Source organism: Streptomyces sp. NPDC059008 (genome assembly GCF_042749045.1).
Taxonomy (GTDB): Bacteria; Actinomycetota; Actinomycetes; order Streptomycetales; family Streptomycetaceae; genus Streptomyces.
Genome location: NZ_JBHYJC010000006.1, coordinates 17331 through 40001 on the forward strand (window position 1 = coordinate 17331; position 22671 = coordinate 40001).

The window sequence follows — 22671 nt, forward strand, 5'->3', positions numbered from 1 at the left end:
GGTGATGCCGGGAACTTGGGGAAGGGCCGGTTGTCAGTGGGGCCCGATATCGTCGTATGCGTGTCGTCCCTTGCGCTGTACCGCCGATACCGACCCGAGACCTTCGCCGAGGTCATCGGGCAAGAGCACGTGACCGATCCGCTGCAGCAGGCGTTGCGGAACAACCGGGTCAACCACGCCTATCTGTTCAGTGGGCCGCGCGGCTGTGGCAAGACGACCAGCGCTCGGATTCTCGCGCGATGCCTGAACTGTGAGGAAGGTCCCACTCCCACGCCCTGCGGGAAGTGCCAGTCGTGTGTGGACCTGGCCAGGAACGGGCGCGGGTCCATCGATGTGATCGAGATCGACGCGGCGTCGCACGGTGGCGTGGACGACGCCCGTGAGCTGCGCGAGAAGGCGTTCTTCGGGCCCGCCAGCAGTCGGTACAAGATCTACATCATCGACGAGGCCCACATGGTCACCTCCGCGGGGTTCAACGCCCTGCTGAAGGTGGTCGAGGAGCCGCCGGAGCATCTGAAGTTCATCTTCGCGACCACCGAGCCCGAGAAGGTCATCGGGACGATTCGGTCGCGGACCCATCACTATCCGTTCCGCCTGGTGCCGCCCGGGACGCTGCGCGACTACCTGGGGCAGGTGTGCGGGCAGGAGGACATTCCGGTCGAGGACGGTGTGCTGCCGCTGGTCGTGCGGGCCGGCGCCGGCTCCGTGCGTGACTCGATGTCGGTGATGGACCAGCTGCTCGCGGGCGCGGGCGCTGAGGGTGTGACGTATGCCATGGCGACGGCCCTGCTGGGGTACACCGACGGGTCGCTGCTGGATTCGGTGGTGGAGGCGTTCGCCGCCGGGGACGGGGCGGCGGCCTTCGAGGTGGTGGACCGCGTCATCGAGGGCGGCAACGACCCCCGCCGGTTCGTGGCGGATCTGCTGGAGCGGCTGCGGGATCTGGTGATCCTGGCGGCGGTGCCGGACGCGGGGGAGAAGGGGCTGATCGACGCCCCCGCGGACGTGGTGGAGCGGATGACGGCGCAGGCGTCCGTGTTCGGGGCGGCCGAGCTGAGCCGGGCGGCCGATCTGGTCAACACGGGCCTGACGGAGATGCGCGGGGCGACCTCGCCCCGGTTGCAGCTGGAACTGATCTGTGCGCGGGTGCTGCTGCCCGCTGCGTACGACGACGAGCGGTCGGTGCAGGCGCGGCTCGACCGCCTGGAGCGCGGCGCGGGTGCGGCGCTGCTCGGTGGGGCGGGCGGTGCCGGCGGTGTGACCGGCGGTGCCGGCGGTGACCTGGGGGCCGGGGTGGCGCCTGTGGTGGCCACCGGGGGGCCCGCGGCCGGGTATGTGCCGGGCCCTGAGGCGCATCCGGCGATGCCGGCCGCGGGGCCGTCCGGCCCGGCGGCGGCCCGTGCCGCGGTGCGGGGCGCGACGGGCGGCGGTGCGGCGGCGAGCGGTGGTCCGGGTGCCGGTGCGGGGGCACCGGCCGCTGCGGGCGGCCCGGCCGCGACGGCCCCTGCGGCTCCGGCTGCAGGTGGCTCGGGCGCGCCCGGTGGAGCCATGGCCGGGTCCGGTGGGGAGCAGCAGCGGGGAGCCGACGGCGGCGCCGCAGGCGCGCCGCAGGGCGGTCCGGCGGGCGGTGCGCAGGACGCCGGCCGTGAGGGCGCGCCCGCACGGCCTGGAGCCTGGCCCGGAGCCGCGGGCCGCGGCAACGGCGCGGGCGGAGCGGGCAGCGCGGGCGGGGCACGGCAGCCCGGCGGCTGGCCGACGGCCGTGGCGCCGGGCCAGGGCGGCCAGGGGCAGCAGAACCAAGGTGGCCAGGGGCAGCAGGGCGGTGCTGCCGCGGCGGCCGGCGCGCCCGTCCCGCCGCAGTCGGCGCAGACCGCTCCGGCGGCCGGTGGACCCCCGGCCGTACAGCAGCAGCCGCAGGCCGGGGCGGCTCCCGGGGCGGCTCCCGGGGCGGCGCAGGGTGCCGCTCAGGTGCGGCAGATGTGGCCGGAGATCCTGGAAGCAGTGAAGGACCGGCGGCGGTTCACCTGGATTCTGCTGAGCCAGAACGCGCAGGTCTCCGGATTCGACGGGACGACGCTGCAGATCGGGTTCCCGAATGCCGGTGCCCGCGACAGCTTCGCCAACGGTGGCAGCGAGGACGTCCTCAAGGACGTGCTCGCCGAGCGGTTCCAGGTGCAGTGGCGGGTGGAGGCGATCGTCGACCCGTCCGGCGGCGCCAATCCGCCCGCCGGCGGCGCGCCCCGCAGCGGCGGTGGCGGCTTCGGCGGCGGCCCCGGCGGAGGTGGCGGCTTCGGTGGCGGAGCGCCCGCCGCGCCGCCGCAGTCCGCACCCCAGCCGCCGCCCCAGCAGGGCGGCCCGGGTGCGTCCGAGTCCTCCGGCGGGCAGTACGGCCAAGGCGGCGCCACCGGCGGCAGCCAGGGTGCGCGGATGGCGCGGGAAGCGGTGGCCCCCTCGGCGTCCGCGGGGGGCGGGCAGGGCGGCGCCCCCGCCGCGGAGCCCTCGTACACCCCGGAGCCTCCGCCGATGTCGATCGAGTACGACATGCCGGCCGAGGACGACCCGGACCTGGTCGACTCCGCGCTCAGCGGCCATGACCTGATCGTGCGGGAGCTGGGCGCCACGGTGGTGGAGGAGTTCAACAATGAGTGAGCGGATACGGGGATGAGCGAATGCATGCGGGGATTGAGTAAGCGCATACGGGGATGAGCGAGCGCATGCGGGGATGAGTGTGTGCCTGCGGGGGAAGGCGGGCGTGGCGCGGTCGTAGGGGCCTGTTCCCGGGCCCCTCGGGCGGGGGCTTCGGTCCTTGTCCGCGGTTGTGGCACGAGGCGTCACCGGCGGGGCGGCGGCACGGCTGCCCCGGCGAATCGCCGCGGATGTCCCAGGTAGGACCGGTACAGGGCGAAAGGTCGGATCGGTGCGCGGCGGGGGACCGGCTCTGGGTGGGCGTACATCAGGCGTACACCCGTGCTCCTCCTTACGCAGTAGGGCGCGGGGCCGGTGAAACACGTAGGCTCGGGCTACCGCACCAATCGTTGTCGTATGGCAGGAGTCACGTCGTGATCCCCGGTGGTCAGCCCAATATGCAGCAGCTGCTCCAGCAGGCCCAGAAGATGCAGCAGGACCTCGCGGCCGCCCAGCAGGAGCTGGCGGAGACGCCCGTGGAGGGCTCCGCGGGCGGCGGCCTGGTCAAGGCGACGGTGACCGGCTCCGGTGAGCTCAAGGGCCTGGTCATCGACCCCAAGGCGGTCGACACCGACTCCGCGGAGGAGACGGCCGAGACGATCGCCGACCTCGTGCTGGCGGCGGTCCGGGACGCCAATGCCAGTGCCCAGCAGCTGCAGCAGCAGAAGCTCGGTCCGCTCGCCCAGGGTCTGGGCGGCGGTGGCATCCCCGGTCTCCCCTTCTGAGGAGTAGCCAACTAGCGTACGCAGCACGGCAGAAGAGAGAGAAGACGTTCCGTGTATGAAGGCGTGGTTCAGGATCTGATCGACGAGTTGGGCAGGCTGCCCGGCGTCGGTCCCAAGAGCGCGCAGCGGATCGCCTTCCACATCCTTCAGGCCGAGCCGACCGATGTCCGCCGGCTCGCGAACGCGCTGATGGAGGTCAAGGCGAAGGTCCGGTTCTGCAGCGTCTGCGGCAATGTGGCGCAGGAGGAGCAGTGCCGGGTCTGCCTGGACCCGCGGCGTGATCCGGCGGTCATCTGTGTCGTGGAGGAGCCCAAGGACGTCGTGGCCATCGAGCGGACCCGGGAGTTCCGCGGCCGCTACCACGTCCTCGGTGGGGCGATCAGCCCGATCGAGGGCGTCGGCCCCGACGACCTGCGGATACGGGAGTTGCTGGCCAGGCTCGCTGACGGCACCGTCACCGAGCTGATCCTGGCCACCGACCCGAATCTGGAGGGCGAGGCCACGGCCACGTATCTGGCCCGCATGATCAAACCCATGGGCCTGAGAGTGACACGACTGGCGAGCGGACTGCCGGTCGGAGGCGATCTGGAGTATGCCGACGAGGTCACGCTCGGGCGGGCCTTCGAAGGGAGGAGACTTCTCGATGTCTGATGCCACGCTGCACAACGCGACACAGGACCCGGACGACTTCGCCGTTTCGATCTCCGACTCGATCGAGAGCTTCATCGTCGCCGTCACGGAGGTCGCCAAGGGCGACGAGCCGGACAGCGCGGTGCCCTTCCTGCTGCTCGAGATCTCCCAGCTGCTGCTCACCGGCGGGCGGCTGGGCGCCCACGAGGACATCGTTCCCGACGAGCGGTACGAGCCGGACACCGGACCGGAGCCGGACGTCGACGAGCTGCGGGAGCGCTTCGCGGTCCTGCTCGACCCGGTGGACGTCTACTCCGAGGTCTTCGACCCGTATGTGCCGCGCAGCGAGCCGGTGGCGTGCCGCATCTCCGACGACCTGGCAGACGTCATCACCGACCTGCGGCACGGTCTGGCGCACTACAGGGCGGGCCGGGTCAGCGAGGCCCTGTGGTGGTGGCAGTTCTCCTACCTCTCCAACTGGGGCCCGACCGCCTCGGCCGCCCTGCGCGCGCTGCAGTCGCTGGTCGCCCACGTACGCCTCGACCAGCCGCTGGACGCGCTGGACGGCCTGGACACCGACAGCGGGGCCGACGGCGACGAGGAACGGCTCGCCGAGGAGGCCGGGAAGGTCATGGCGGCGGAGATCGCCGGCCCGCTGGGGCTGGGCGGGGTCTGAGTTCCGGGGCGCCCCGCCCTGTGACCTGGGTTACGTTTTCGTGTGTACCGGTCTGTAGCGGGCATGTGCTCGCCGAGCGGGCGCGATGGGGCGCCCGGCGGAACCGCCCAGGGAGGCGTGGCTCACGTAGTGGGTCCCGCGTCTCACGATGTGGTATTAGCAGGGCGGACTCCGCTTGCTCGATAGACTGAGCCGACCGCAGTACCCCCAATTTCGGGGGTCCGGGAGGAAACTCCCGAAGAGACAGTTGCGAGGAGCGCACGTGGGCCTTGTCGTGCAGAAGTACGGCGGCTCATCCGTTGCGGATGCCGAGGGCATCAAGCGCGTTGCCAAGCGAGTCGTCGAAGCCAAGAAGAACGGCCACCAGGTGGTCGTCGTGGTTTCGGCGATGGGCGACACGACGGACGAGCTGATCGATCTCGCGCAGGAAGTGTCCCCGATTCCGTCGGGGCGCGAGTTCGACATGCTGCTGACCGCCGGAGAGCGGATCTCCATGGCCCTGCTGGCGATGGCGATCAAAAACCTCGGTCACGAGGCGCAGTCCTTCACCGGTAGCCAGGCCGGTGTCATCACCGACTCCGTGCACAACAAGGCACGGATCATCGATGTCACGCCGGGCCGCATCAAGAGCTCGGTCGACGAGGGCAACATCGCCATCGTCGCCGGCTTCCAGGGCGTGTCCCAGGACAAGAAGGACATCACCACGCTGGGGCGGGGTGGCTCGGACACCACCGCCGTGGCGCTGGCGGCCGCGCTGGACGCCGAGGTCTGTGAGATCTACACCGACGTGGACGGCGTCTTCACCGCCGACCCGCGGGTCGTGAAGAAGGCCCGGAAGATCGACTGGATCTCCTTCGAGGACATGCTGGAGCTGGCCAGCTCCGGCTCCAAGGTGCTGCTGCACCGCTGCGTCGAGTACGCACGCCGTTACAACATCCCGATCCACGTCCGCTCCTCCTTCTCGGGGCTGCAGGGCACGTGGGTCAGCAACGAACCGCAAGGGGACCAGCCGATGGAGCAGGCAATCATCTCGGGCGTCGCACACGACACCTCCGAGGCGAAGGTCACGGTCGTCGGCGTCCCGGACAAGCCGGGCGAGGCCGCGCGCATCTTCCGCGCGATCGCGGACTCCGAGGTCAACATCGACATGGTCGTGCAGAACGTGTCGGCCGCCTCGACCGGCCTGACCGACATCTCCTTCACGCTGCCCAAGGCCGAGGGCCGCAAGGCCGTCGCCGCCCTGGAGAAGACCCGGGCCGCGGTCGGTTTCGAGTCGCTGCGCTACGACGACCAGATCGCCAAGATCTCGCTGGTCGGCGCCGGTATGAAGACCAACCCGGGCGTCACGGCGACGTTCTTCGAGGCGCTGTCGAACGCCGGCGTGAACATCGAGCTCATCTCGACCTCCGAGATCCGCATCTCGGTCGTCACCCGCGCCGACGACGTCAACGAGGCCGTGCGCGCCGTGCACACCGCCTTCGGTCTCGACACGGAGAGCGACGAGGCCGTGGTCTATGGCGGCACCGGACGATGATTCCGGCCGAGGCGGGCCGTCCGTCCCTCGCCGACACGGCGGGGGCGGACGCCCGTACGGCTCGCAGGCCGCATCTCGCCGTCGTCGGCGCCACCGGTGCCGTCGGCTCGGTGCTGCTCGGCATCCTCTCCGAGCGGGCCGACATCTGGGGTGAGATCCGCCTGATCGCCTCGCCCCGGTCGGCCGGCCGCAAGCTGACCGTACGGGGTGAGCAGGTCGAGGTCGTCGCGCTGAGCGAGGAGGCCTTCGACGGCATCGACGTCGCGATGTTCGACGTCCCGGACGAGGCCTCCGCGCAGTGGGCTCCGGTCGCGGTGTCCAAGGGCGCGGTGGTCGTGGACAATTCGGGCGCCTTCCGGATGGACCCGGATGTGCCGCTGGTCGTCCCCGAGGTCAATGCCCATGCCGCGCGGGTGCGTCCGCGTGGCATCATCGCCAACCCCAACTGCACGACGCTGTCGATGATCGTCGCGCTGGGCGCGCTGCATGCCGAGTACGGGCTGAGCGAGCTGATCGTCTCCTCGTACCAGGCCGTCTCGGGGGCGGGGAAGGCCGGCGTCGACACGCTGCGGGCGCAGCTGTCGGCGGTGTCCGGCACGGAGCTGGGCGCGACGCCCGGTGACGTACGGCGGGCCGTCGGTGACACGCTGGGGCCGTTCCCGGCGCCGATCGCGCTCAACGTCGTGCCCTGGGCCGGCTCGCTCCAGGAGGACGGCTGGTCCTCCGAGGAGCTCAAGGTCCGCAACGAGTCCCGCAAGATCCTCGGGCTGCCGGACCTGCGGGTCACCGCGACCTGCGTACGGGTGCCGGTGCTCACGACCCATTCGCTGGCCGTGCACGCGCGGTTCGAGAACGAGGTCACGGTCGCCGGCGCGCACGAGATCCTGGCCGCCGCCCCCGGGGTCGTCCTCAGCGACGACCCGGCCGAGGGGGAGTTCCCCACCCCGTCCGACGTCGTCGGTACGGATCCGACCTGGGTGGGCCGGGTGCGGCGTTCGCTGGACGATCCGCGGGCGCTGGAGCTGTTCGTGTGCGGGGACAATCTGCGCAAGGGTGCGGCTTTGAACACGGCGCAGATCGGCGAGTTGGTGGCGGGGGAGCTGCGGGGGTAGGACGCGGGCCGGGCCGACGGGGTCGCGCAGGCGGGGGCCGGTGGAGCGCGGTGGCCCTGGTGGGGCAAGCTGGGCGTCCGTCACCGGGGGCGTAAGTCCTGGGACGGCGGCAGTGGGTTCGGGTGACTTGGCGGGATTGGCCGTCGCGACCCGACCGCCTGGGAGATACTTTGCGGGATGTGTGAAGATCCTGTGAGCGAATTGCTGGTCCATACGTCTTGATCTGGGCTGACGATCTGTTCGACCATTCGCTCCCCGCCGCACTGCAACCGGCAGTTGGGCGGGGAGCGTCTTTGTGGCCGCCCTCAGGGGTGGCCCGGGATGTCCGCGGGCGGCTTGGTGAGCCCCGGGTATCAGGACAAACGCGTCAAGGTGAATGGGACATTCGGGAAGAGCTGGTACGCATGAGGGCATTTGATGCATCGTCAAAAGCGGTGCCTTGCGCGTACAACCCTTATGGGGGGAAGCGTGTCCAACAGGCGTGGCAGAGGTACTCGGATTCACGATCGCCCCAGCGGGCGCAGCAGGGGCAGCAGTGCGCCCGCAGCGGCCCCGTGTGGCCGGGGGCATGCCGGTGATCGCCCCCTGGCCCACCACGCGCCCCGCGCAGCTTCCTGCTCAGAGTGGGGACTCTGACGAGGCGATGGCAGCGGGCACCACAGTCGACCACCTCACCGAGACCTACCGCGCGCACTACCGCTCGCTGCTCGGTCTCGCCGCGCTGCTCCTCGACGACACCGCCTCCTGCGAGGACGTCGTCCAGGAGGCCTTCATCCGCGTGCACTCCGCGCGCGGACGGGTGCGCGACCCCGAGAAGACCCTCGCCTACCTCCGGCAGACCGTCGTCAACCTCTCGCGCTCCGCGCTGCGCCGCCGCATCATCGGGCTCAAGCTGCTCTCCAAGCCGATGCCCGACATGGCCAGCGCCGAGGAGGGCGCGTACGACCTGCTGGAGCGGGATCAGCTGATCAAGGCGATGCGCGGACTGCAGCGCCGCCAGCGCGAGGTACTGGTCCTGCGCTACTTCGCCGACATGACCGAGGCACAGGTGGCCCAGACGCTGGGCATATCACTGGGCTCGGTCAAGGCGTACGGATCGCGCGGGATCGCGGCGCTCCGCGTCGCGATGGAGGCTCCCGCATGAGTGGCACGAGGTTCGACCGGTACGACTCGGTGGGCGCGTGGGGAACACGTCGCCTGCGAGAGCCGGTTGGTGCGCACGGGGCGTTCGGTTCGTATGCGGTGCGTGAGGCGCAGGGGCGCCAGGAGGGCGAGCCGGCCGGCGGCCGTCCGTGCGGCGGCGCGGCGCTCGGCCGAAGCGTCGAGACGGGCCCGGACGCTGAGACGGGCCGGGGCGGTGAGACGGGTCGGCACACCGCGGTGAGCCGGGGTGCTGAGACGGACCAGGGTGCTGAGACGGACCGGGGCGCTGAGGCGGACCAGGGCGACGCCAGTGCCTGTGACGACGCCAGTGCCTGTGACGACGCCAGTGCCTATGACGACGACGCCGCCTACGACGACGCCGCGCACGACCGTGATGCGCTGGCCGACGTCACCTTCGGCAGCGGTAGCGGCAGTGGCGGCGATGACGACGACCGGCACGGCCGCAGCCATCCCACGGGCGGTGGCTTCGGCGGCGAGGACGAACTGAGGCGGCTCCTGCAGTCCCGCGTCGGCGACCTCGAACCGGCGGCGGACGCGCTGGAGCAGCTGCGCCGCGCGGTGCCCGCCCGCCGCCAGCGCCGTCGTCATCTCGTCGTCGGAGCGGCCGCCGCGCTGCTGCTCGGCGGTACGTCCATCCCCGCCATGGTCCATGTCGTGGACCTCGCGGACGGCTCCACGGACCGCTCCGCCAACACCGCGAGCAGCCAGCGCGCCCAGGGCGGTGCCGAAGGCGCACACGGCGAGGGGACCGAACACGCCGGACCGCGGCCGACCGACGAGGCCGGCGCGAAGCCCGGCGGGCGCGCGCCCGAGGGCAAGGGCAAGGCCGCCGAAAAGAACGGCGCGGGACATGGCGCCGGGGCCGGCACCCCCGCCCCGGACGCGACCATGGACGTCACCTCGCCGGTCTGCTCCCGCGACCAGCTCGGCCAGGGCACCGGCACGGTCCTCCCGGCGGACTCCGCGGGCCGCGTCTATGGCTCGTTCCGCGTGGTCAACACCTCCGCCACGGCCTGCTCCGTCGAGGGCGGTGGCGCCGTCGGCGTCGTCGCCCAGGGCTCCACGAACCCGGACCGCATCCACGTCGTCGACCACACCTCGGGCGACGAGGCCACCGGCCTGCCCGACCCGGCCATCACCCCCGACCAGCTGGTTCTCAAGCCGGGGGAGGCGTACGAGGTCAAGTTCGCCTGGATCCCCGAGTCCGGTGGCGGCCCCACCGGATGCGTCACCCCGGGGCCCTCACCGACCCCCGACGCCTCCCAGCAGCCGGACCAGTCCCCGGACTCCGGGGCGGCACCGGCCGGTGACGGCAGCGGTCAGGCGGGCGGCGACGACGGGACCGGCGGGGGCGGAACCGCGGCCGGAGGGGTCGTTCTCAGCCATACGCCGGAGGCCGGGGAGCCCGCCGCGACCGAGGCGACGATCGCGGACGCGTGCGCCGGGACGGTCTACCGCACCGAGGCGCTGGCGACCCAGTAACGGCCGACGGCCCAGGCCCGCGCGGATCGGTGCGGACCATGGAGGGGCAGTGCGGACCGTGGAGGGGGCGGCGGGGACCGTGGAGGGGGCGGTGCGGCCCCGCCGTACGGGCCCCGTACCGTTGGTGGTGTGTACCGGTTCCTGCTGACCCCGCGGTGGTGGGGGATCAACGTCTTCGCCGTACTGGCGATTCCCTTCTGCATCTTCATGGGCAGCTGGCAGCTGAGCCGCTTCGAGGACCGGGTCGACTCCCACCAGCAGCAGGAGGACCGCTCCGCCCGGGCCAAGGCCGCGGCGGCCCGTCCCCTCGCCAGTCTGCTGCCCGTCGATCAGATCACCTCCGGCCGTCAGGCCAGCGCTCGCGGACACTACGACCCCGGTCACCAACTGCTCGTACCCGACCGCTCCCTGAAGGGCGAACACGGCGACCGGCAGGGCTTCTACGTCCTCAACCTCCTGCGTACGGACAGCGGCAAGGCCCTGCCCGTCGTGCGGGGCTGGCTGCCCGGTGACGCCGGTGCCAAGGCCGATACGGCGAAGGTGCCCGCGCCGCCCAAGGGCGAGGTGACGGTCACCGGGGCGCTGCAGGCCTCCGAGAACCAGGGCACCGACGGCGTCCAGGCCGGCGGCGGGCTGCCGCGGGGGCAGCTCGGCATGATCAGCGCGGCGTCGCTGGTCAACATCGTTCCGTACGAGGTCTACGACGGCTGGATCACGCTCACCGACGTCCAGGCCCCGCTGCGTGCCGTCCCCCCGGCCGCCGCCGAGGGCAGCGGCCTGGACCTCAAGGCCTTCCAGAACCTCGGCTACACCGGCGAGTGGTTCGTCTTCGCCGGCTTCGTCGTCTTCATGTGGTTCCGCCTCTTCCGCCGCGAATCCGAAGCGGCGAGGGACGCAGCGCTGGGGATCCTGCCGGAGGAGTGAAGAAGGACGAGGGGGGAGGGGGAGGGGCCGGGGTGTGGGGGTGTGAGTGCGGGGGCCTGAGGGCTTCCCCCCGGCCCTCCCCCCCCGGGGGGCCTCCCCCCCCGCCCTCCCCACCCCCACCCACCCCACCTGCAATGGTTTTGCACCTGGTCAGCGGGCGTACGACCGTTGTAGCCGCAATCGATTCGGCGTGCCACGGTAGGCCGTATGGCAGGCAACCACTCCCGCTCGCACGGCCATGACCACCCGCACTTCGCCGATCACGGTCACGACCAAGCGCCCGCCGACCGCCATGCATCCGCTGACCCGCACCTCGCCCACCATGGTCACGGCCCCGGTCACGTGCCCCATCACGGTCACGCTGCCCACGACGGTCACCCTCACGGCCACGTCGGCGTCGGCGACCACAGCCATGCCGACCGTCACGGTCAGGCCGCCCCCGGTGCTCATGCCATCCCCGTCGGCGGGAACGTCACCGCGCACGACCACCACGGTGCCGGGCGGTGGGCGCGGCTACGGCACCAGCTCGTCCATCTGGTCACCCCGCATAGCCATGAGGCCATGGACAAGGTCGACACGGCGATGGAGACCTCCCGCGAGGGGATGCGCACCCTCTGGCTTTCGCTCGGGATCCTCGGTCTGACCTGCGTGTTCCAGGCTGTGATCGTTGCGATGTCCGGGTCGGTGGCACTGCTCGGCGACACGATTCACAACGGTGCCGACGCCCTTACCGCCGTCCCGCTGGGCATCGCGTTCGTCCTGGGCCGTCGCGCCGCGAACCGCCGCTACACCTACGGCTACGGCCGTGCCGAAGATCTCGCCGGTATCGCCATCGTGCTGACCATCGCCGCTTCCTCCCTCCTGGCCGGCTATGAAGCCGTCGACCGCTTGCTGCACCCTCGTGAGGTCACGCACCTGTGGGCGGTCGCGCTGGCGGCCCTGGTCGGATGCGTCGGCAACGAGTGGGTGGCCCGATACCGCATCCGCACCGGCCGCAGGATCGGCTCCGCCGCCCTCGTCGCCGACGGACTGCACGCCCGCACCGACGGCTTCACCTCCCTGGCCGTCCTCCTCGGCGCCGGCGGCGCCGCCCTGGGCTGGCGCCTGGCCGACCCCCTCATCGGTCTGCTGATCACCGCCGCCATCCTCCTGGTCCTGCGTGACGCGGCCCGAGAGGTCTACCGGCGGCTGATGGACTCCGTCGACCCCCGTTTCATCGACACCGCCGAGACCGCCCTGCGGACCGTGGACGGTGTCCGCGACGTCGGGCAGGTCCGTATGCGCTGGATAGGCCACACCCTGCGGGCCGAGGCCGACATCGTCGTCGACTCCGCTCTGACCGTGGTGCAGGCCCACGCCCTCGCCGTCGCCGCCGAGCACGCCCTCATACACGCCGTCCCCCGGCTCACCGCCGCGACCGTCCACACCGACCACACCACCGAAGGCACCGACCCGCACGCCGCCCTCGCCCATCACACCGCACGCTGAGCAAGGGCGCCGGCCCTGAGCCGGGGGCGGCGGCCCCCGGCCTAGGGCTCCCCCCGGGGCGAGGGCCGCGCGGCAGTCGGAGCGGTCACCTCACCGAGGGCTGCGTCCGTGTGGCTGTGGCTGTGGCTGTGGCTGTGGCGCTCGGTGGGGCCGGCGCGGCCGGAGTGGCCCGTAGTCCCGGTGGGACGGTGGGATGGTGGGACGGTTGGGGCAGAAGTGGACGAGTGCCTGCCCCACCCGCTGTCCCCGTCAGCTCTCCCGCTTCGTGTCGATGACGTACCGCTGGGCGAATTCCAGCTCCAGTCGGACCTGCTTGATGCGCTCTTCCACGACGAGGGAGCCGTGGCCGGCGTCGTAGCGGTAGACCTCGTGCGGGTGGCCGCGCCGCTCCAGCCGCTCGACGTAGTTCTCCACCTGCCGGATCGGGCAGCGGGGGTCGTTGACGCCTGCGGAGATATAGACCGGTGCCCGCACCGCGTCGACGTACGTCAGCGGAGACGACGCCTCGAAGCGCTCGGGGACCTCCTCGGGGGTGCCGCCCAGCAGCGTCCGGTCCATCGCCTTGAGGGCTTCCATCTCGTCGTTGTAGGCGGTGACATAGTCCGCGACCGGGACCGCCGCCAGGCCCACGGCCCAGGCGTCCGGCTGGGTGCCCAGCCCCAGCAGGGTGAGGTAGCCGCCCCAGGAGCCGCCTGCCAGCACCAGCCGCTCCGGGTCCGCCAGCCCGGACGAGACCGCCCACTCGCGCACCGCGGCGATGTCCTCGAGCTCGATCAGGCCGACACGGTGCTTGAGCGCGTCCGTCCAGGCGCGGCCGTATCCGGTCGAGCCGCGGTAGTTGACGCGTACGACCGCGAAGCCGTGGTCCACCCAGGCCGCCGGGGACGAGGCGAAGGCGTCGCTGTCGTGCCAGGTCGGGCCGCCGTGTATGTCGAACACGGTCGGGAAGGGACCGTCGCCCGCCGGCTGCTGCACCAGCGCATGGATACGGCCTCCGGGGCCCTCCACCCAGACGTCGCGCACCGGCACCGACCCGGGTGCCTTCATTCCGGGCGGGTCCAGCACGACCCTGCCGCTCGTCGAGCGCACCTCCGGAGGCTGCGCGGCCGACGACCACAGGAACTCGACCGTGCCGTCCGGCCGTGCCGTCGCGCCCGAGACCGTGCCGGCCGGGGTCTCGACCCGGGCCAGCCCCTGGGCGCCCGCCCCGGACAGTTCGTAGCGCCACAGCTCGCTGCGCGCCTGGTACTCGTGCTCCACCAGCAGTGCCGAGCCGTCCGGATACCAGTCGGCGCCCACATCTCCGGGCAGATCGATGGCGAGGGCCGTCTCCTGGCCGGTCAGCGGATCCCAGACCATGGGCTCCCAGCGGCCCCGCCGCTGGTGCCCGACCAGCAGTCTGGAGTCGCCGTCCACCGGCGCGAAGCCCATCACCGACAGGCCCAGCTCCTCGGCCCCGCCGTTGGTGTCGTCCAGCTCGGCGACCACGGAGCCGTCGGGCCGCACGACGCGGATCGCGGAGTGCATCGCGTCGCCGTGCTCGGTGTGCTCGATGGCGATCAGCGAGCCGTCGTGCGAGAGGGCGCCGACGCCCGCCGACTCCCGATGGCGGTAGATCTCCACCGGCGGCTGCCCCGGCCGTACGACATGGACCGTCGAGCCGTCCTCGTCCGTGGAGCAACCGACGACCGCCGTACCGTCGCGGCCGATCTCCAGGCCGCCGGGGTACGAGGGGGCCAGGCCCGGGGTGGCCGGTTCATCCGGGCCGCCGCCGAACGGCTGGCGCATCCAGACGCCGAACTCGTCCCCGTCGGTGTCCGAGAACCACCAGATCCACTCGCCGTCCGGCGACAGCGTGCCGTCCGTCGTGCCGTTCGGCCGGTCCGTTGCCTGGCGCTGCCCGCCCGTCGCCCGGTCCCAGGCGTACAGCTCGAAGGTGCCGGTGGCGTTCGAGACGAACAGGGAGCGGTCCGGGGCGTCCTCGGCCCAGTCCGGCAGCCCGATCCGCGGCGCGCGGAAGCGCTTCTCCCAGTCGGGCATCTCCGTGCCCGCTATCGGCCCGGCCGGGCCCGTCCCGGGGGAGCGGTCGGCTGCGGCCGCCGGGGCGATCGGATCGATGGAGGGGTCGGGACCTGGGGTCGTCTCGTCAGTCATGGGCCCATTCTGCGCCCGGCGCTCGAATTGCGTTGGCGAGGGCCGCAAGGCTGTGGATAACTTCGTCGTATGCAAGGACATAGCGGCCCCGACGACTGGCGGGAGGCCAATCGCGCCAGGTGGGACGAGCGCGTGGCCATCCACACCGCGAGCGATTACTACGACCAGGACGGATTCCGCCGGGCCCGGGACGTCATCCGCGACTTCGAGGTCGCCGAGGTCGGCGACGTCACCGGCCGGTCCCTGCTCCACCTCCAGTGCCACTTCGGACAGGACACCCTCTCCTGGGCCCACCGCGGCGCCGCCCGCGTCGTCGGCCTGGACTTCTCCGAGCAGGCCGTCGAAACGGCCCGTGAGCTGGCCGCCGAACTCGGCTACGCGCCGGACCGCGCGGCGTTCGTCGCGGCCGACGTCTATGACGCCGCCGAAGCCGTCCCCGACCCCGCGTACGACATCGTCTACACCGGCATCGGCGCCCTGAACTGGCTCCCGGACCTGGAACGCTGGGCCGACACCGCCGCCTCCCTCGTCGCCCCGGGCGGGTTCCTCTACCTCGCCGAGTTCCACCCGCTGTGCGACGTGCTGGACGACGAGACCGGGTCGCGCATCATCCACGACTACTTCAGCCGGGACGCCTGGGTCGACGAAATCCCCGGTACGTACACGGACTTCGACGCGCCGACGGTCAACAACCGCAGCGTCGAATGGCAGCATCCGCTCGGCGAGGTCGTCTCCGCCCTCGCCGGCGCCGGTCTGCGCATCGACTTCCTGCACGAACACGACATGACGATGTTCCAGCGCTTCACGGCCCTGCGCCGCGCCGACGACGGCTACTACCGCTTCCCCGGGGACCGCCCCCGCATCCCCCTCATGTACTCGCTGAAGGCGTCCCGTCCGCGCTGAGAAAGGGCGCACGTGCCGGCCGAGCCGTCCCGGTGAGGGCGGTCCGGCCGCGCCGAGGGCCGGCCCGGGGCCGCCGCCGTCCCCCTCCCCCGCGGCGGCTAACCTGACTGCCCGGTCGGGCCGGACGGGGGCGCGGTCGACGGCCGTGTGGTGAGGCGCCAGACGGCACAGATCAACGGGGGTTCGCCGTGCGGAAGCCGATACGTATCGCTGGGGCCGCGGGTGTCAGCGCGCTCATGCTGCTGGCCGTGGGGTGCTCCGGCACGGCCGGTACGGCCAAGAAGCCGGGGGCGTCGGAATCCGTCACGCCCGCCAAGCCGCTGCCGATGAAGGCCACACCGCGCCAGGCCACCTGGACCGACTCCGACGACAAGGCGCATCCGCTGCGGCTCACACCCACCCGGCTCGCCCGCGGCTCGGACTCCGACCTCTCGCACATCCGGCTGGACGACGATCTCCAGGGGATGGTGCCGTACTACCTCACCTTCTCCTACACCAACACGGCCAAGAGCACGCTGAGCCAGGTGGATCCGTCGCGGAACTTCTCCGTCAACGGGGCGAACGGCGAGGCCGCCCAGCGGGTCTCGCTGTTCCAGTCCAACCCGTTGGCGACCGGATCCGGTCTGCCGCCCGAGTGCCGCGAGGGCGGCGCCGCCGAACTGGCCGCCGGGGCCACGTCGGCGATCTGCCAGATCTTCATGCTGCCCAAGGGACAGTCACCGGCGACCGTCTCCTACAAGGACGACGGCGGCGACACCCTCATCTGGCCGGTCGGCGGTGCCGAGGGCGGCTCCAAGGGAGTGCTGGCCCCGGACGTGCCCGCCGACGGCATCACGGAGGACAGCCGCAACCGCCCGGTCTCGCTGCGCATCACCCCCAAGGGCGTGCGCACCGGCTCCCCCGCCGACCTCGGCCGCTTCGACCTGGACGCGGACCAGAAGAAGATGGTGCCGTACTACGTCACGATGCAGTACCGCAACAGCGGCAAGTACGACCTGCTGCCGAGCATGAGCCAGGGGATCGCGCTGCGGACCGCCGGCGGGCAGACCGTGAAGAGGATGCTGCTGATCGACATCGGCGGCCCCGGGGTCGCCAAGTGCCCCGAAGCCGTGCCGGACAACATGGTCAAGCCCGACGGCGTGGTCACCGAGTGCTCGATCCACCTGCTGCCGAAGGGCGATGCCCCGGCCGCCGTCGTCTTCACCGGTGAGGGGCAGGGCGCGCAGTCGGTCACCTGGCGGGCGCAGGTGGACGGCGGGCGGTGACCGCCGCCGGGCGGGGGAGCGCCGGCCCGCTCCCCCGCCCGCCGTCCGCGGCTACCCCAGCCGCAGCGGCAGTGACGCCAGCCGCCAGTTACCGGGCAGCGGCAGCCGCTCCAGCCGCTCCGGTTCGACACCCAGCGACAACTGTGGGAAGCGCGCCAGCAGTTTGCCGAACGCGACCTCGCCCTCCTGTCTGGCGAGCGAGGCCCCCAGACAGTAGTGCGGCCCGTGCCCGAAGCCCACATGGTTCTCGGCGTGGCCCGCGGGGTGCCGGGTCAGGTCGAGACGGTCCGGGTCGGTGTAGTGGCGCGGGTCGTAATTGGCCGACACCAGGATGAGTTGTACGGCGTCGCCCTTGCGCAGCCGCGTACCGGCGAGCTCGATGTCCTCGGAGGCGTAGCGCAGTTGGGTCATGTGCACCGGCCCGCACCAGCGCATCAGCTCGTGGACCGCGCGCGGAAGCAGCGCCGGGTCGTCCCTGAGCAGGCGCAGCTGGTCGGGGTGGGCGAGCAGCGCCGCCGCGCCGTTGGCTATGAGGTGCGCGGTGGTCTCGTGACCGGCCAGGACCAGGGTGAGGACCATGGTGACCATCTCGACGTCGCTCAGCCGGCTGCCGTCGTCGTCGTGGGTCTGGATCAGCTCGCTGAGCAGGTCGTCGGTGAGCGCGCCGCGCCGTTCGCGGATCAGCTCGTGGATGTGGTCGATCATCGCGGGGAACGTCCTGCCGAGCCGGTTCGGCTCCAGCGAGACCAGGTCGGCGCCCCACGTGCGCCACAGCGGACGGTCCGCTTCGGGTATGCCGACGAGTTCGCAGATGACGGTGATCGGCAAGGGATAGGCGAAGTGCTGGATCAGGTCGACCACGCCGTCCTCGGCGTGCTCGGGGAGCCGGGCCAGCAGCTCGTCGGCGATCTGCTCGACGCGCGGACGCAGCGCGGTGATCTTACGGGCGGTGAAGGCGCGCGACACCAGGCGGCGCAGCCGGGTGTGATCGGGGGCGTCGTAGTTGAGGATCGAGCCGGTCAGATAGACGCGCAGGTGCTCGGGGAAGCCCATCATGTCCATCATGCGGTCCCTGGGCGACTGTCCGGGCGCATCGCCCAGCGCCGAGGAGACCGGGTTGTTCACGAACCGCTGGTCACGCAGGACCTGGCGGACCTCCTCGAAGCGGGTCACGAACCACACGGGTGAGTCGTCCATGAACCGCCCGCGGACGACCGGAGCCTGCTCGCGCAGCGCGCCGTAGCCCCTGAACGGGTCACCGATCAGCGCCGGATCCATCACGTTCGGCTCGCCCGGGTGTTTCCCCACGTGCTCGGCGAACGGAGAGCTGGGTAATGCCGACATCGCGTTCTCCTCCGGTTGGGAGTCGGTCGGGAGTTGTGGAGTCAGGGTGGGACTCGAAGATCAGCTGCGAACCTGCCGGCGCATCTCCTGCGCCCTGTGCTCCCCCAGTTGCTCGTGGAGCGCGATGATCTCGGGCGCGGCCGCGACGACGGCGTCGTGAACGGGGCCGGAGCCGGGGGCCGGGCAGGGGCCGTGGCCGGGCACGCCTGACGTTTCCAGGGTGCTCCGGACCGTCTGGGCGAGGAGTTGCGCACGTACCTGCGGGGTGTCCGGGGCACGGTCGTGGAGCAGCGCTTCGGACATGAAGAAGCCGGTGACGATCGCCATCAGGGTGTACTGCTGGTGGTGCAGGTCGGTGTCGTCGCGCATCAGCCCGTGGGCGCGCAGCACCTGAAGGTGGCGGTACAGGGTCCGGTCGCCGTGCGCGATCAGCTCGGCGAACTCCTTCTTGGCGGTGTCGTTGAGCCGGCCGAGGATGTCGGAGTCGTCGGTGTAGAGGGCGCGCAGCACCGGCTCGTCGAGGAAGTCGAGGAAGAGCCCGCTGACGTGCCGGCCCGGCAGGACCTCCAGAGGGTCGGCGCGCATCCGCTCCAACTGGCGCTGGTGGGTCCGGGTCTGCGCCTTGAGCACGACGGCCAGGAGCAGGGCCTCCTTGGTCTTCCAGTGCAGGTAGACCGTGCCCTTGCCGACCTTGGCCCGCCGGGCGATCTCCTCGATCGTCAGCCGCCCGTACCCCCAGGCGAGCAGCAGTTCCCCCGCCGCCTCCAGGATGCGCTCGGCCCGCTCCGCCCGTTCCACGCCTGCCCCCTCCGCTGCCGTGACCAGATTTCAAATCTGGTCACACAGTCAACGGTAGGTCCGGCGGCGCAAGGGGGTAAGGCGGTTTCCGGTCAGCCGGGCGTGCGCGGCCGCTGATCGGCAGGGGTGCGGATCCGCGGACGGGTCGGCGCGGGGAAGACCGGTCCTCAGATCTCGGCGACGGCTTCCAGGGGGCTGAGGGCGGCCGCCCGGCGGGCCGGGACGGCGGCCGCGAGCGCGCCGATCGCGAGGGAGGCCAGGCACACCAGCAGCAGCGTCCCCCAGGGCAGCGCCAAGGAGTACTGCTCCAGCGCGCCGTTGGCCAGCGCGCCGACCGCCCAGGCGCCGAACAGCCCGCCCGCCAGGCCCAGTAGCGTGCCGAAGGCGGCGACGGTCACCGACTCCAGGCGGATCATCCGCCGGACGCCGGCGCGGTCCATGCCGACGGCGCGCAGTACGCCGATCTCGCGGGTGCGTTCCGCGACCGACATGGCCAGCGTGTTGACGATGCCCAGCGCGGAGATCACGGCGCCGATGGCCAGCAGCCCGTACATCAAGGTCAGCAGGTCGCCCAGGGCGCCGGCGGCCTCGTGGACGAGTGCCTCCCGGTCCCGCACCGTCAGCAGCGGGCTGTTGCCCACGGCGGCGCGCAGCCGGTCCTCGGTGGTCTTCGAGGCCGCGCCGTCGTCGGTGCGCACCAGGATGCGCTGGACGGAGCCGGGCCGGAAGCTGCTGCGCTGCACCTCGCCGCGGGCGCCCAGCGCGTCGTGGGCGACGGGGTTGTCCTTGTAGACGCCCACGACGGTGTACTGCTCGACCTGCTGGCTTCGGCCCATGCGGGCGCTGAGTCTGTCGCCCGTGCTCACGCCGTGTTCCCGGGCCGTGGTGCTGGAGACGGCGATCCGGCCCGGCCCGAGGTCCTTCACGGAGCCGCTGACGAAGTCGAGCTTCATGACGGCGGGCACGGCGTCGGGGTCGACGCCGGAGATCTGCCGGACGCCGCCGCCGATGAACACGGTGGAGTCCGTGACGGCGGCCGCGGTCCGCACCCCGGAGGTGTCGGCGACCCGCCGTACCGCGGCCGGGTCGATGCCCGTCGTGGGGGTGCGGGTGCTGATGACGTAGTCGGCGCCGAGGCCGGCCGCGGCCTGGCGGTCGAGGGCCTGTCCGGTGGAGTTGCCGATGACGGCGAGCCCGGTGACCAGAGCGGTGCTGATCATCAGCGAGGCGGCGGTGGCCGCGGTGCGCCGCGGGTCGCGCAGCGCGTTCTCCCGTGCCAGGCGGCCGGTGATCCCGAAGCGGCCGGTCAGGCGTCCGGTCAGCCGGATCACGGCAGCGGCGAGCAGCGGCGCCAGCATGATCATGGCGACGACGAGGACGGCACAGCCGAACATCGCGCTCTGCAGGTTCTCCACCGAGGCGTCCTTCGCCCCCGTGAGCGACACCAGCAGCCCGGCACCGAGGACGAGGAGGACCAGCCCCACCGCGCCGCGGATCCGGGAACCGGTCGCCGCGGGCGGCTGCTCGGCCGAGCGCATCGCCTCGACGGGCGCGACCTTCGCCGCCCTGCGGGACGGTAGCCACGCGGCGAGCACGGTGACGCCCACGCCCACGCCGAGCGCCGCCACGACGGGGCGCGGGCCGATCACCAAAGGACCGTCGGGCAGCGGGTCCTCCGCGCTGCCCAGGACGTCGGGCAGGACGGCGGCGATGCCGAGGCCGAGCAGGAAGCCGGCCGCCGACGCGGCGAGGCCGAGCAGCAGCGCCTCCAGCAGGACGGAGCGGACCACCTGGCGGCGTTCGGCGCCGACCGCCCGCAGCAGCGCGATCTCACGGGTGCGCCGCGCCACGAGCATGGTGAAGGTGTTGACGACGAGGAACGAGCCGATGAACAGCGAGACCCCGGCGAAGACCATCGGCAGCTTCTCGTAGCCCCGGGTCAGGGTGTCGACGTAGGTGGCCTGCTGGGCGGCCTGGGCAGCGCCGCTGGTGGCCTCGGCCCGGTCGGCCGGGAGCTGGGCGGTGACCCGGTCGGCGAGTGCGGCCTGGTCGGTGCCGGGCGCGGCGGACAGGTCGATTGCGGTGTAGTGGCCGGGGGAGGCGAACAGCCGCTGGGCGGTCGCCTTGTCGAACAGGGCGAGGGTGCCGCCGCTGGTCACCCGGGTGTCGTGGGTGGTGACGATCCCGACGAGCCGCTTGGTCATGACCGGGCCGTCGGTGGCCAGCGTGATCGTGTCGCCGATGCCGAACCGGCCGGCCGAGGCGGTGGCCTCGTCCACGACGATCTCCCCGCCGCCCTGCGGGGCGCGGCCCTTGAGCAGCGGATAGCGGGCGTCCTTGCCGTCCTTGCCCGGTACGTAGGCGGTGGCCAGGTTCGCCCACGCCTTGCCGGCCCGGAGCGGAGTGCCGTCCGCCGCGTTCAGGGTGGCCGAGCCGTCGGCCGACGGGCGCACGGCGGCGACACCGGGCACGCCGGCCAGTTTCCGCACGAGCGCGTCGTCCAGCACGGTGCCGCGCTGCTCCGCGCCGGCTCCCGGAGCGGGCGCCTTCGCGGTCACGGTGACCGCGATGTCCGCGAAGCTCCGCGACGCGGCGGCGCGGTGGGCGGCGGCGGAGGAGTCCGCGAAGACGAGGGTGCCGCAGACGAACGCGACACCCAGGCAGACCGCGAGGACGGTCATGGCCAGACGGGCCTTGTGCGCGAGGACGTTGCGCAGGGCTGTTCTCAGCATGGGCGGCTTTCGGTGACGGGGGAGAGGTACGGGGAGGGGCGACGCGGGCGCGTGAGGGCCGGGTGGCCGGGTGCGACGAAGGCGAGCGGGGGGCCGGTCCGGTGCGGTCGCCGGTCAGTCGGCGCGGGCGCGCCTCAGCTGGTGCGCGGGCGGGTGTCGAAGCTCTTCATGACGTCCAGGACCCGGTCGGGGCTGGGGTGCGCCATCTCGTCGACCAGGCGGCCGTCGGCGAGGAAGACCACGCGGTCGGCGTATCCGGCGGCGACGGGGTCGTGGGTGACCATGACCACGGTCTGGCCCAGTTCGCGCACCGAGTCGCGCAGGAAGCCCAGGACCTCGCCCCCGGAGCGGGAGTCGAGGTTGCCGGTGGGCTCGTCGGCGAAGACGATCGCGGGCCGGGAGGCCAGGGCGCGGGCCACGGCGACGCGCTGCTGCTGCCCGCCGGACAACTGCGCCGGCCGGTGGCCGAGGCGCTGGGAGAGACCGACCATGGCGACCACGCGGTCCAGCCACTGCTGGTCGGCGCGGCGACCGGCGATGGTCGACGGCAGCGTGATGTTCTCCAGCGCGGTCAGCGTCGGCAGCAGGTTGAACGCCTGGAAGACGAAGCCGATCCGGTCGCGGCGCAGCCGGGTGAGCTGCCGGTCGTCGAGCGTGCCCAGTTCGGTGGTGCCGATGCGGACGGAGCCGGAGTCGAACGCGTCGAGCCCGGCGGCGCAGTGCATCAGGGTGGACTTGCCGGAGCCGGAGGGGCCCATGATCGCGGTGAACTCGCCCTCGCGGAAGGTGATGCTGACCCGGTCCAGGGCGACGACACGGGTGTCGCCGCTGCCGTAGGCCTTCGACAGGTCGGTGGTGGCGGCCGCGATCCCGGTCGGCGGATGCGGGGCGGGCGTGCCAAGGGGGCGGGCGGTCACGGGGGACTCCTCTTCGGGTGCCAAAGGGTGCACGTCGAAGGGTGTCCGGGGAACGTATCGGGGCCTGGGCCACCGTGTATCGGGGCCTGCTTCACCGTGTATCGGTTCTGTATGCGCAGCGGTTCCGCGGCGGCCGGG

General features: G+C 72.2%; 18 protein-coding genes. 12 read left to right on the plus strand and 6 right to left on the minus strand.

All coding sequences use genetic code 11. The features are described 5' to 3' along the window. The first annotated feature begins 60 nt into the window (after positions 1 to 60). From ACFWZH_RS10415 to ACFWZH_RS10455, 9 genes are all read left to right on the plus strand, one after another. A complete protein-coding gene (locus tag ACFWZH_RS10415) occupies positions 61 to 2649 on the plus strand; it encodes a DNA polymerase III subunit gamma and tau (protein ID WP_384427782.1) in 2589 nt (862 codons plus the stop codon). Positions 2650 to 3059: 410 nt separating this feature from the next. After that, positions 3060 to 3410, plus strand: a complete 351-nt coding sequence (locus ACFWZH_RS10420) for a YbaB/EbfC family nucleoid-associated protein (protein WP_384427784.1) — start codon at positions 3060 to 3062, stop codon at positions 3408 to 3410. A 51-nt stretch (positions 3411 to 3461) separates the two neighbouring features. Next, entirely contained in the window at positions 3462 to 4061 is a 600-nt protein-coding gene (gene recR / locus ACFWZH_RS10425) for a recombination mediator RecR (RefSeq protein WP_006604196.1), read from the plus strand. Continuing rightward, positions 4054 to 4716 carry a DUF5063 domain-containing protein gene (locus ACFWZH_RS10430; protein ID WP_384427786.1) on the plus strand — a complete coding sequence of 221 codons (663 nt, stop codon included), beginning with the start codon at positions 4054 to 4056 and terminating at the stop codon, positions 4714 to 4716. Before recR ends, ACFWZH_RS10430 begins: the two co-directional genes overlap by 8 nt. A gap of 262 nt (positions 4717 to 4978) precedes the next feature. Further along, positions 4979 to 6250 carry an aspartate kinase gene (locus tag ACFWZH_RS10435; RefSeq protein ID WP_384427788.1) on the plus strand — a complete coding sequence of 424 codons (1272 nt, stop codon included), beginning with the start codon at positions 4979 to 4981 and terminating at the stop codon, positions 6248 to 6250. Beyond that, entirely contained in the window at positions 6247 to 7362 is a 1116-nt protein-coding gene (locus ACFWZH_RS10440; protein WP_384427790.1) for an aspartate-semialdehyde dehydrogenase, read from the plus strand. Before ACFWZH_RS10435 ends, ACFWZH_RS10440 begins: the two co-directional genes overlap by 4 nt. Positions 7363 to 7843: 481 nt before the next feature. After that, positions 7844 to 8506: a SigE family RNA polymerase sigma factor gene (locus ACFWZH_RS10445; protein WP_384427792.1), complete on the plus strand. Its 663-nt coding sequence runs from the start codon at positions 7844 to 7846 to the stop codon at positions 8504 to 8506. After that, the gene (locus ACFWZH_RS10450) at positions 8503 to 10008 is read left to right on the plus strand and encodes a hypothetical protein (RefSeq protein ID WP_384427794.1); all 1506 of its coding nucleotides are present in this window, start codon (positions 8503 to 8505) and stop codon (positions 10006 to 10008) included. The genes ACFWZH_RS10445 and ACFWZH_RS10450 overlap by 4 nt, the downstream gene beginning before the upstream one ends. Before the next feature lie 129 nt (positions 10009 to 10137). Further along, the gene (locus ACFWZH_RS10455) at positions 10138 to 10932 is read left to right on the plus strand and encodes an SURF1 family protein (protein ID WP_384427796.1); all 795 of its coding nucleotides are present in this window, start codon (positions 10138 to 10140) and stop codon (positions 10930 to 10932) included. Between the two features lie 150 nt (positions 10933 to 11082). Here ACFWZH_RS10455 and ACFWZH_RS10460 read toward each other — a convergent pair whose 3' ends face one another. Then, positions 11083 to 11415 (minus strand): hypothetical protein, encoded by a 333-nt coding sequence (locus ACFWZH_RS10460; protein WP_384428208.1) that lies wholly within the window; start codon positions 11413 to 11415, stop codon positions 11083 to 11085. On the opposite strand from ACFWZH_RS10460, the gene ACFWZH_RS10465 reads away from it, so the two are divergent. Beyond that, the gene (locus tag ACFWZH_RS10465) at positions 11386 to 12420 is read left to right on the plus strand and encodes a cation diffusion facilitator family transporter (protein ID WP_384428179.1); all 1035 of its coding nucleotides are present in this window, start codon (positions 11386 to 11388) and stop codon (positions 12418 to 12420) included. The genes ACFWZH_RS10460 and ACFWZH_RS10465 overlap by 30 nt on opposite strands. A gap of 249 nt (positions 12421 to 12669) precedes the next feature. Here the strand turns inward: ACFWZH_RS10465 and ACFWZH_RS10470 are convergent, their stop codons facing one another. After that, entirely contained in the window at positions 12670 to 14460 is a 1791-nt protein-coding gene (locus ACFWZH_RS10470) for a S9 family peptidase (protein ID WP_384428180.1), read from the minus strand. Positions 14461 to 14643: 183 nt separating this feature from the next. On the opposite strand from ACFWZH_RS10470, the gene ACFWZH_RS10475 reads away from it, so the two are divergent. Both ACFWZH_RS10475 and ACFWZH_RS10480 read left to right on the plus strand, forming a co-directional pair. Continuing rightward, positions 14644 to 15477, plus strand: a complete 834-nt coding sequence (locus ACFWZH_RS10475) for a class I SAM-dependent methyltransferase (RefSeq protein WP_384427798.1) — start codon at positions 14644 to 14646, stop codon at positions 15475 to 15477. A 188-nt stretch (positions 15478 to 15665) separates the two neighbouring features. Beyond that, a complete protein-coding gene (locus ACFWZH_RS10480; protein WP_384427800.1) occupies positions 15666 to 16742 on the plus strand; it encodes a hypothetical protein in 1077 nt (358 codons plus the stop codon). A gap of 51 nt (positions 16743 to 16793) precedes the next feature. On the opposite strand, the gene ACFWZH_RS10485 is transcribed toward ACFWZH_RS10480, so the two are convergent. The 4 genes from ACFWZH_RS10485 to ACFWZH_RS10500 form a co-directional block, all read right to left on the minus strand. After that, positions 16794 to 18086, minus strand: coding sequence for a cytochrome P450 (locus ACFWZH_RS10485; RefSeq protein ID WP_384427802.1), 1293 nt, complete (start codon positions 18084 to 18086; stop codon positions 16794 to 16796). Positions 18087 to 18146: 60 nt separating this feature from the next. Then, positions 18147 to 18884 (minus strand): TetR/AcrR family transcriptional regulator, encoded by a 738-nt coding sequence (locus tag ACFWZH_RS10490; RefSeq protein ID WP_384427804.1) that lies wholly within the window; start codon positions 18882 to 18884, stop codon positions 18147 to 18149. A 167-nt stretch (positions 18885 to 19051) separates the two neighbouring features. Beyond that, entirely contained in the window at positions 19052 to 21616 is a 2565-nt protein-coding gene (locus ACFWZH_RS10495; RefSeq protein ID WP_384427806.1) for an ABC transporter permease, read from the minus strand. A 134-nt stretch (positions 21617 to 21750) separates the two neighbouring features. Then, entirely contained in the window at positions 21751 to 22533 is a 783-nt protein-coding gene (locus tag ACFWZH_RS10500) for an ABC transporter ATP-binding protein (RefSeq protein ID WP_384427808.1), read from the minus strand. Positions 22534 to 22671: the final 138 nt, after the last annotated feature.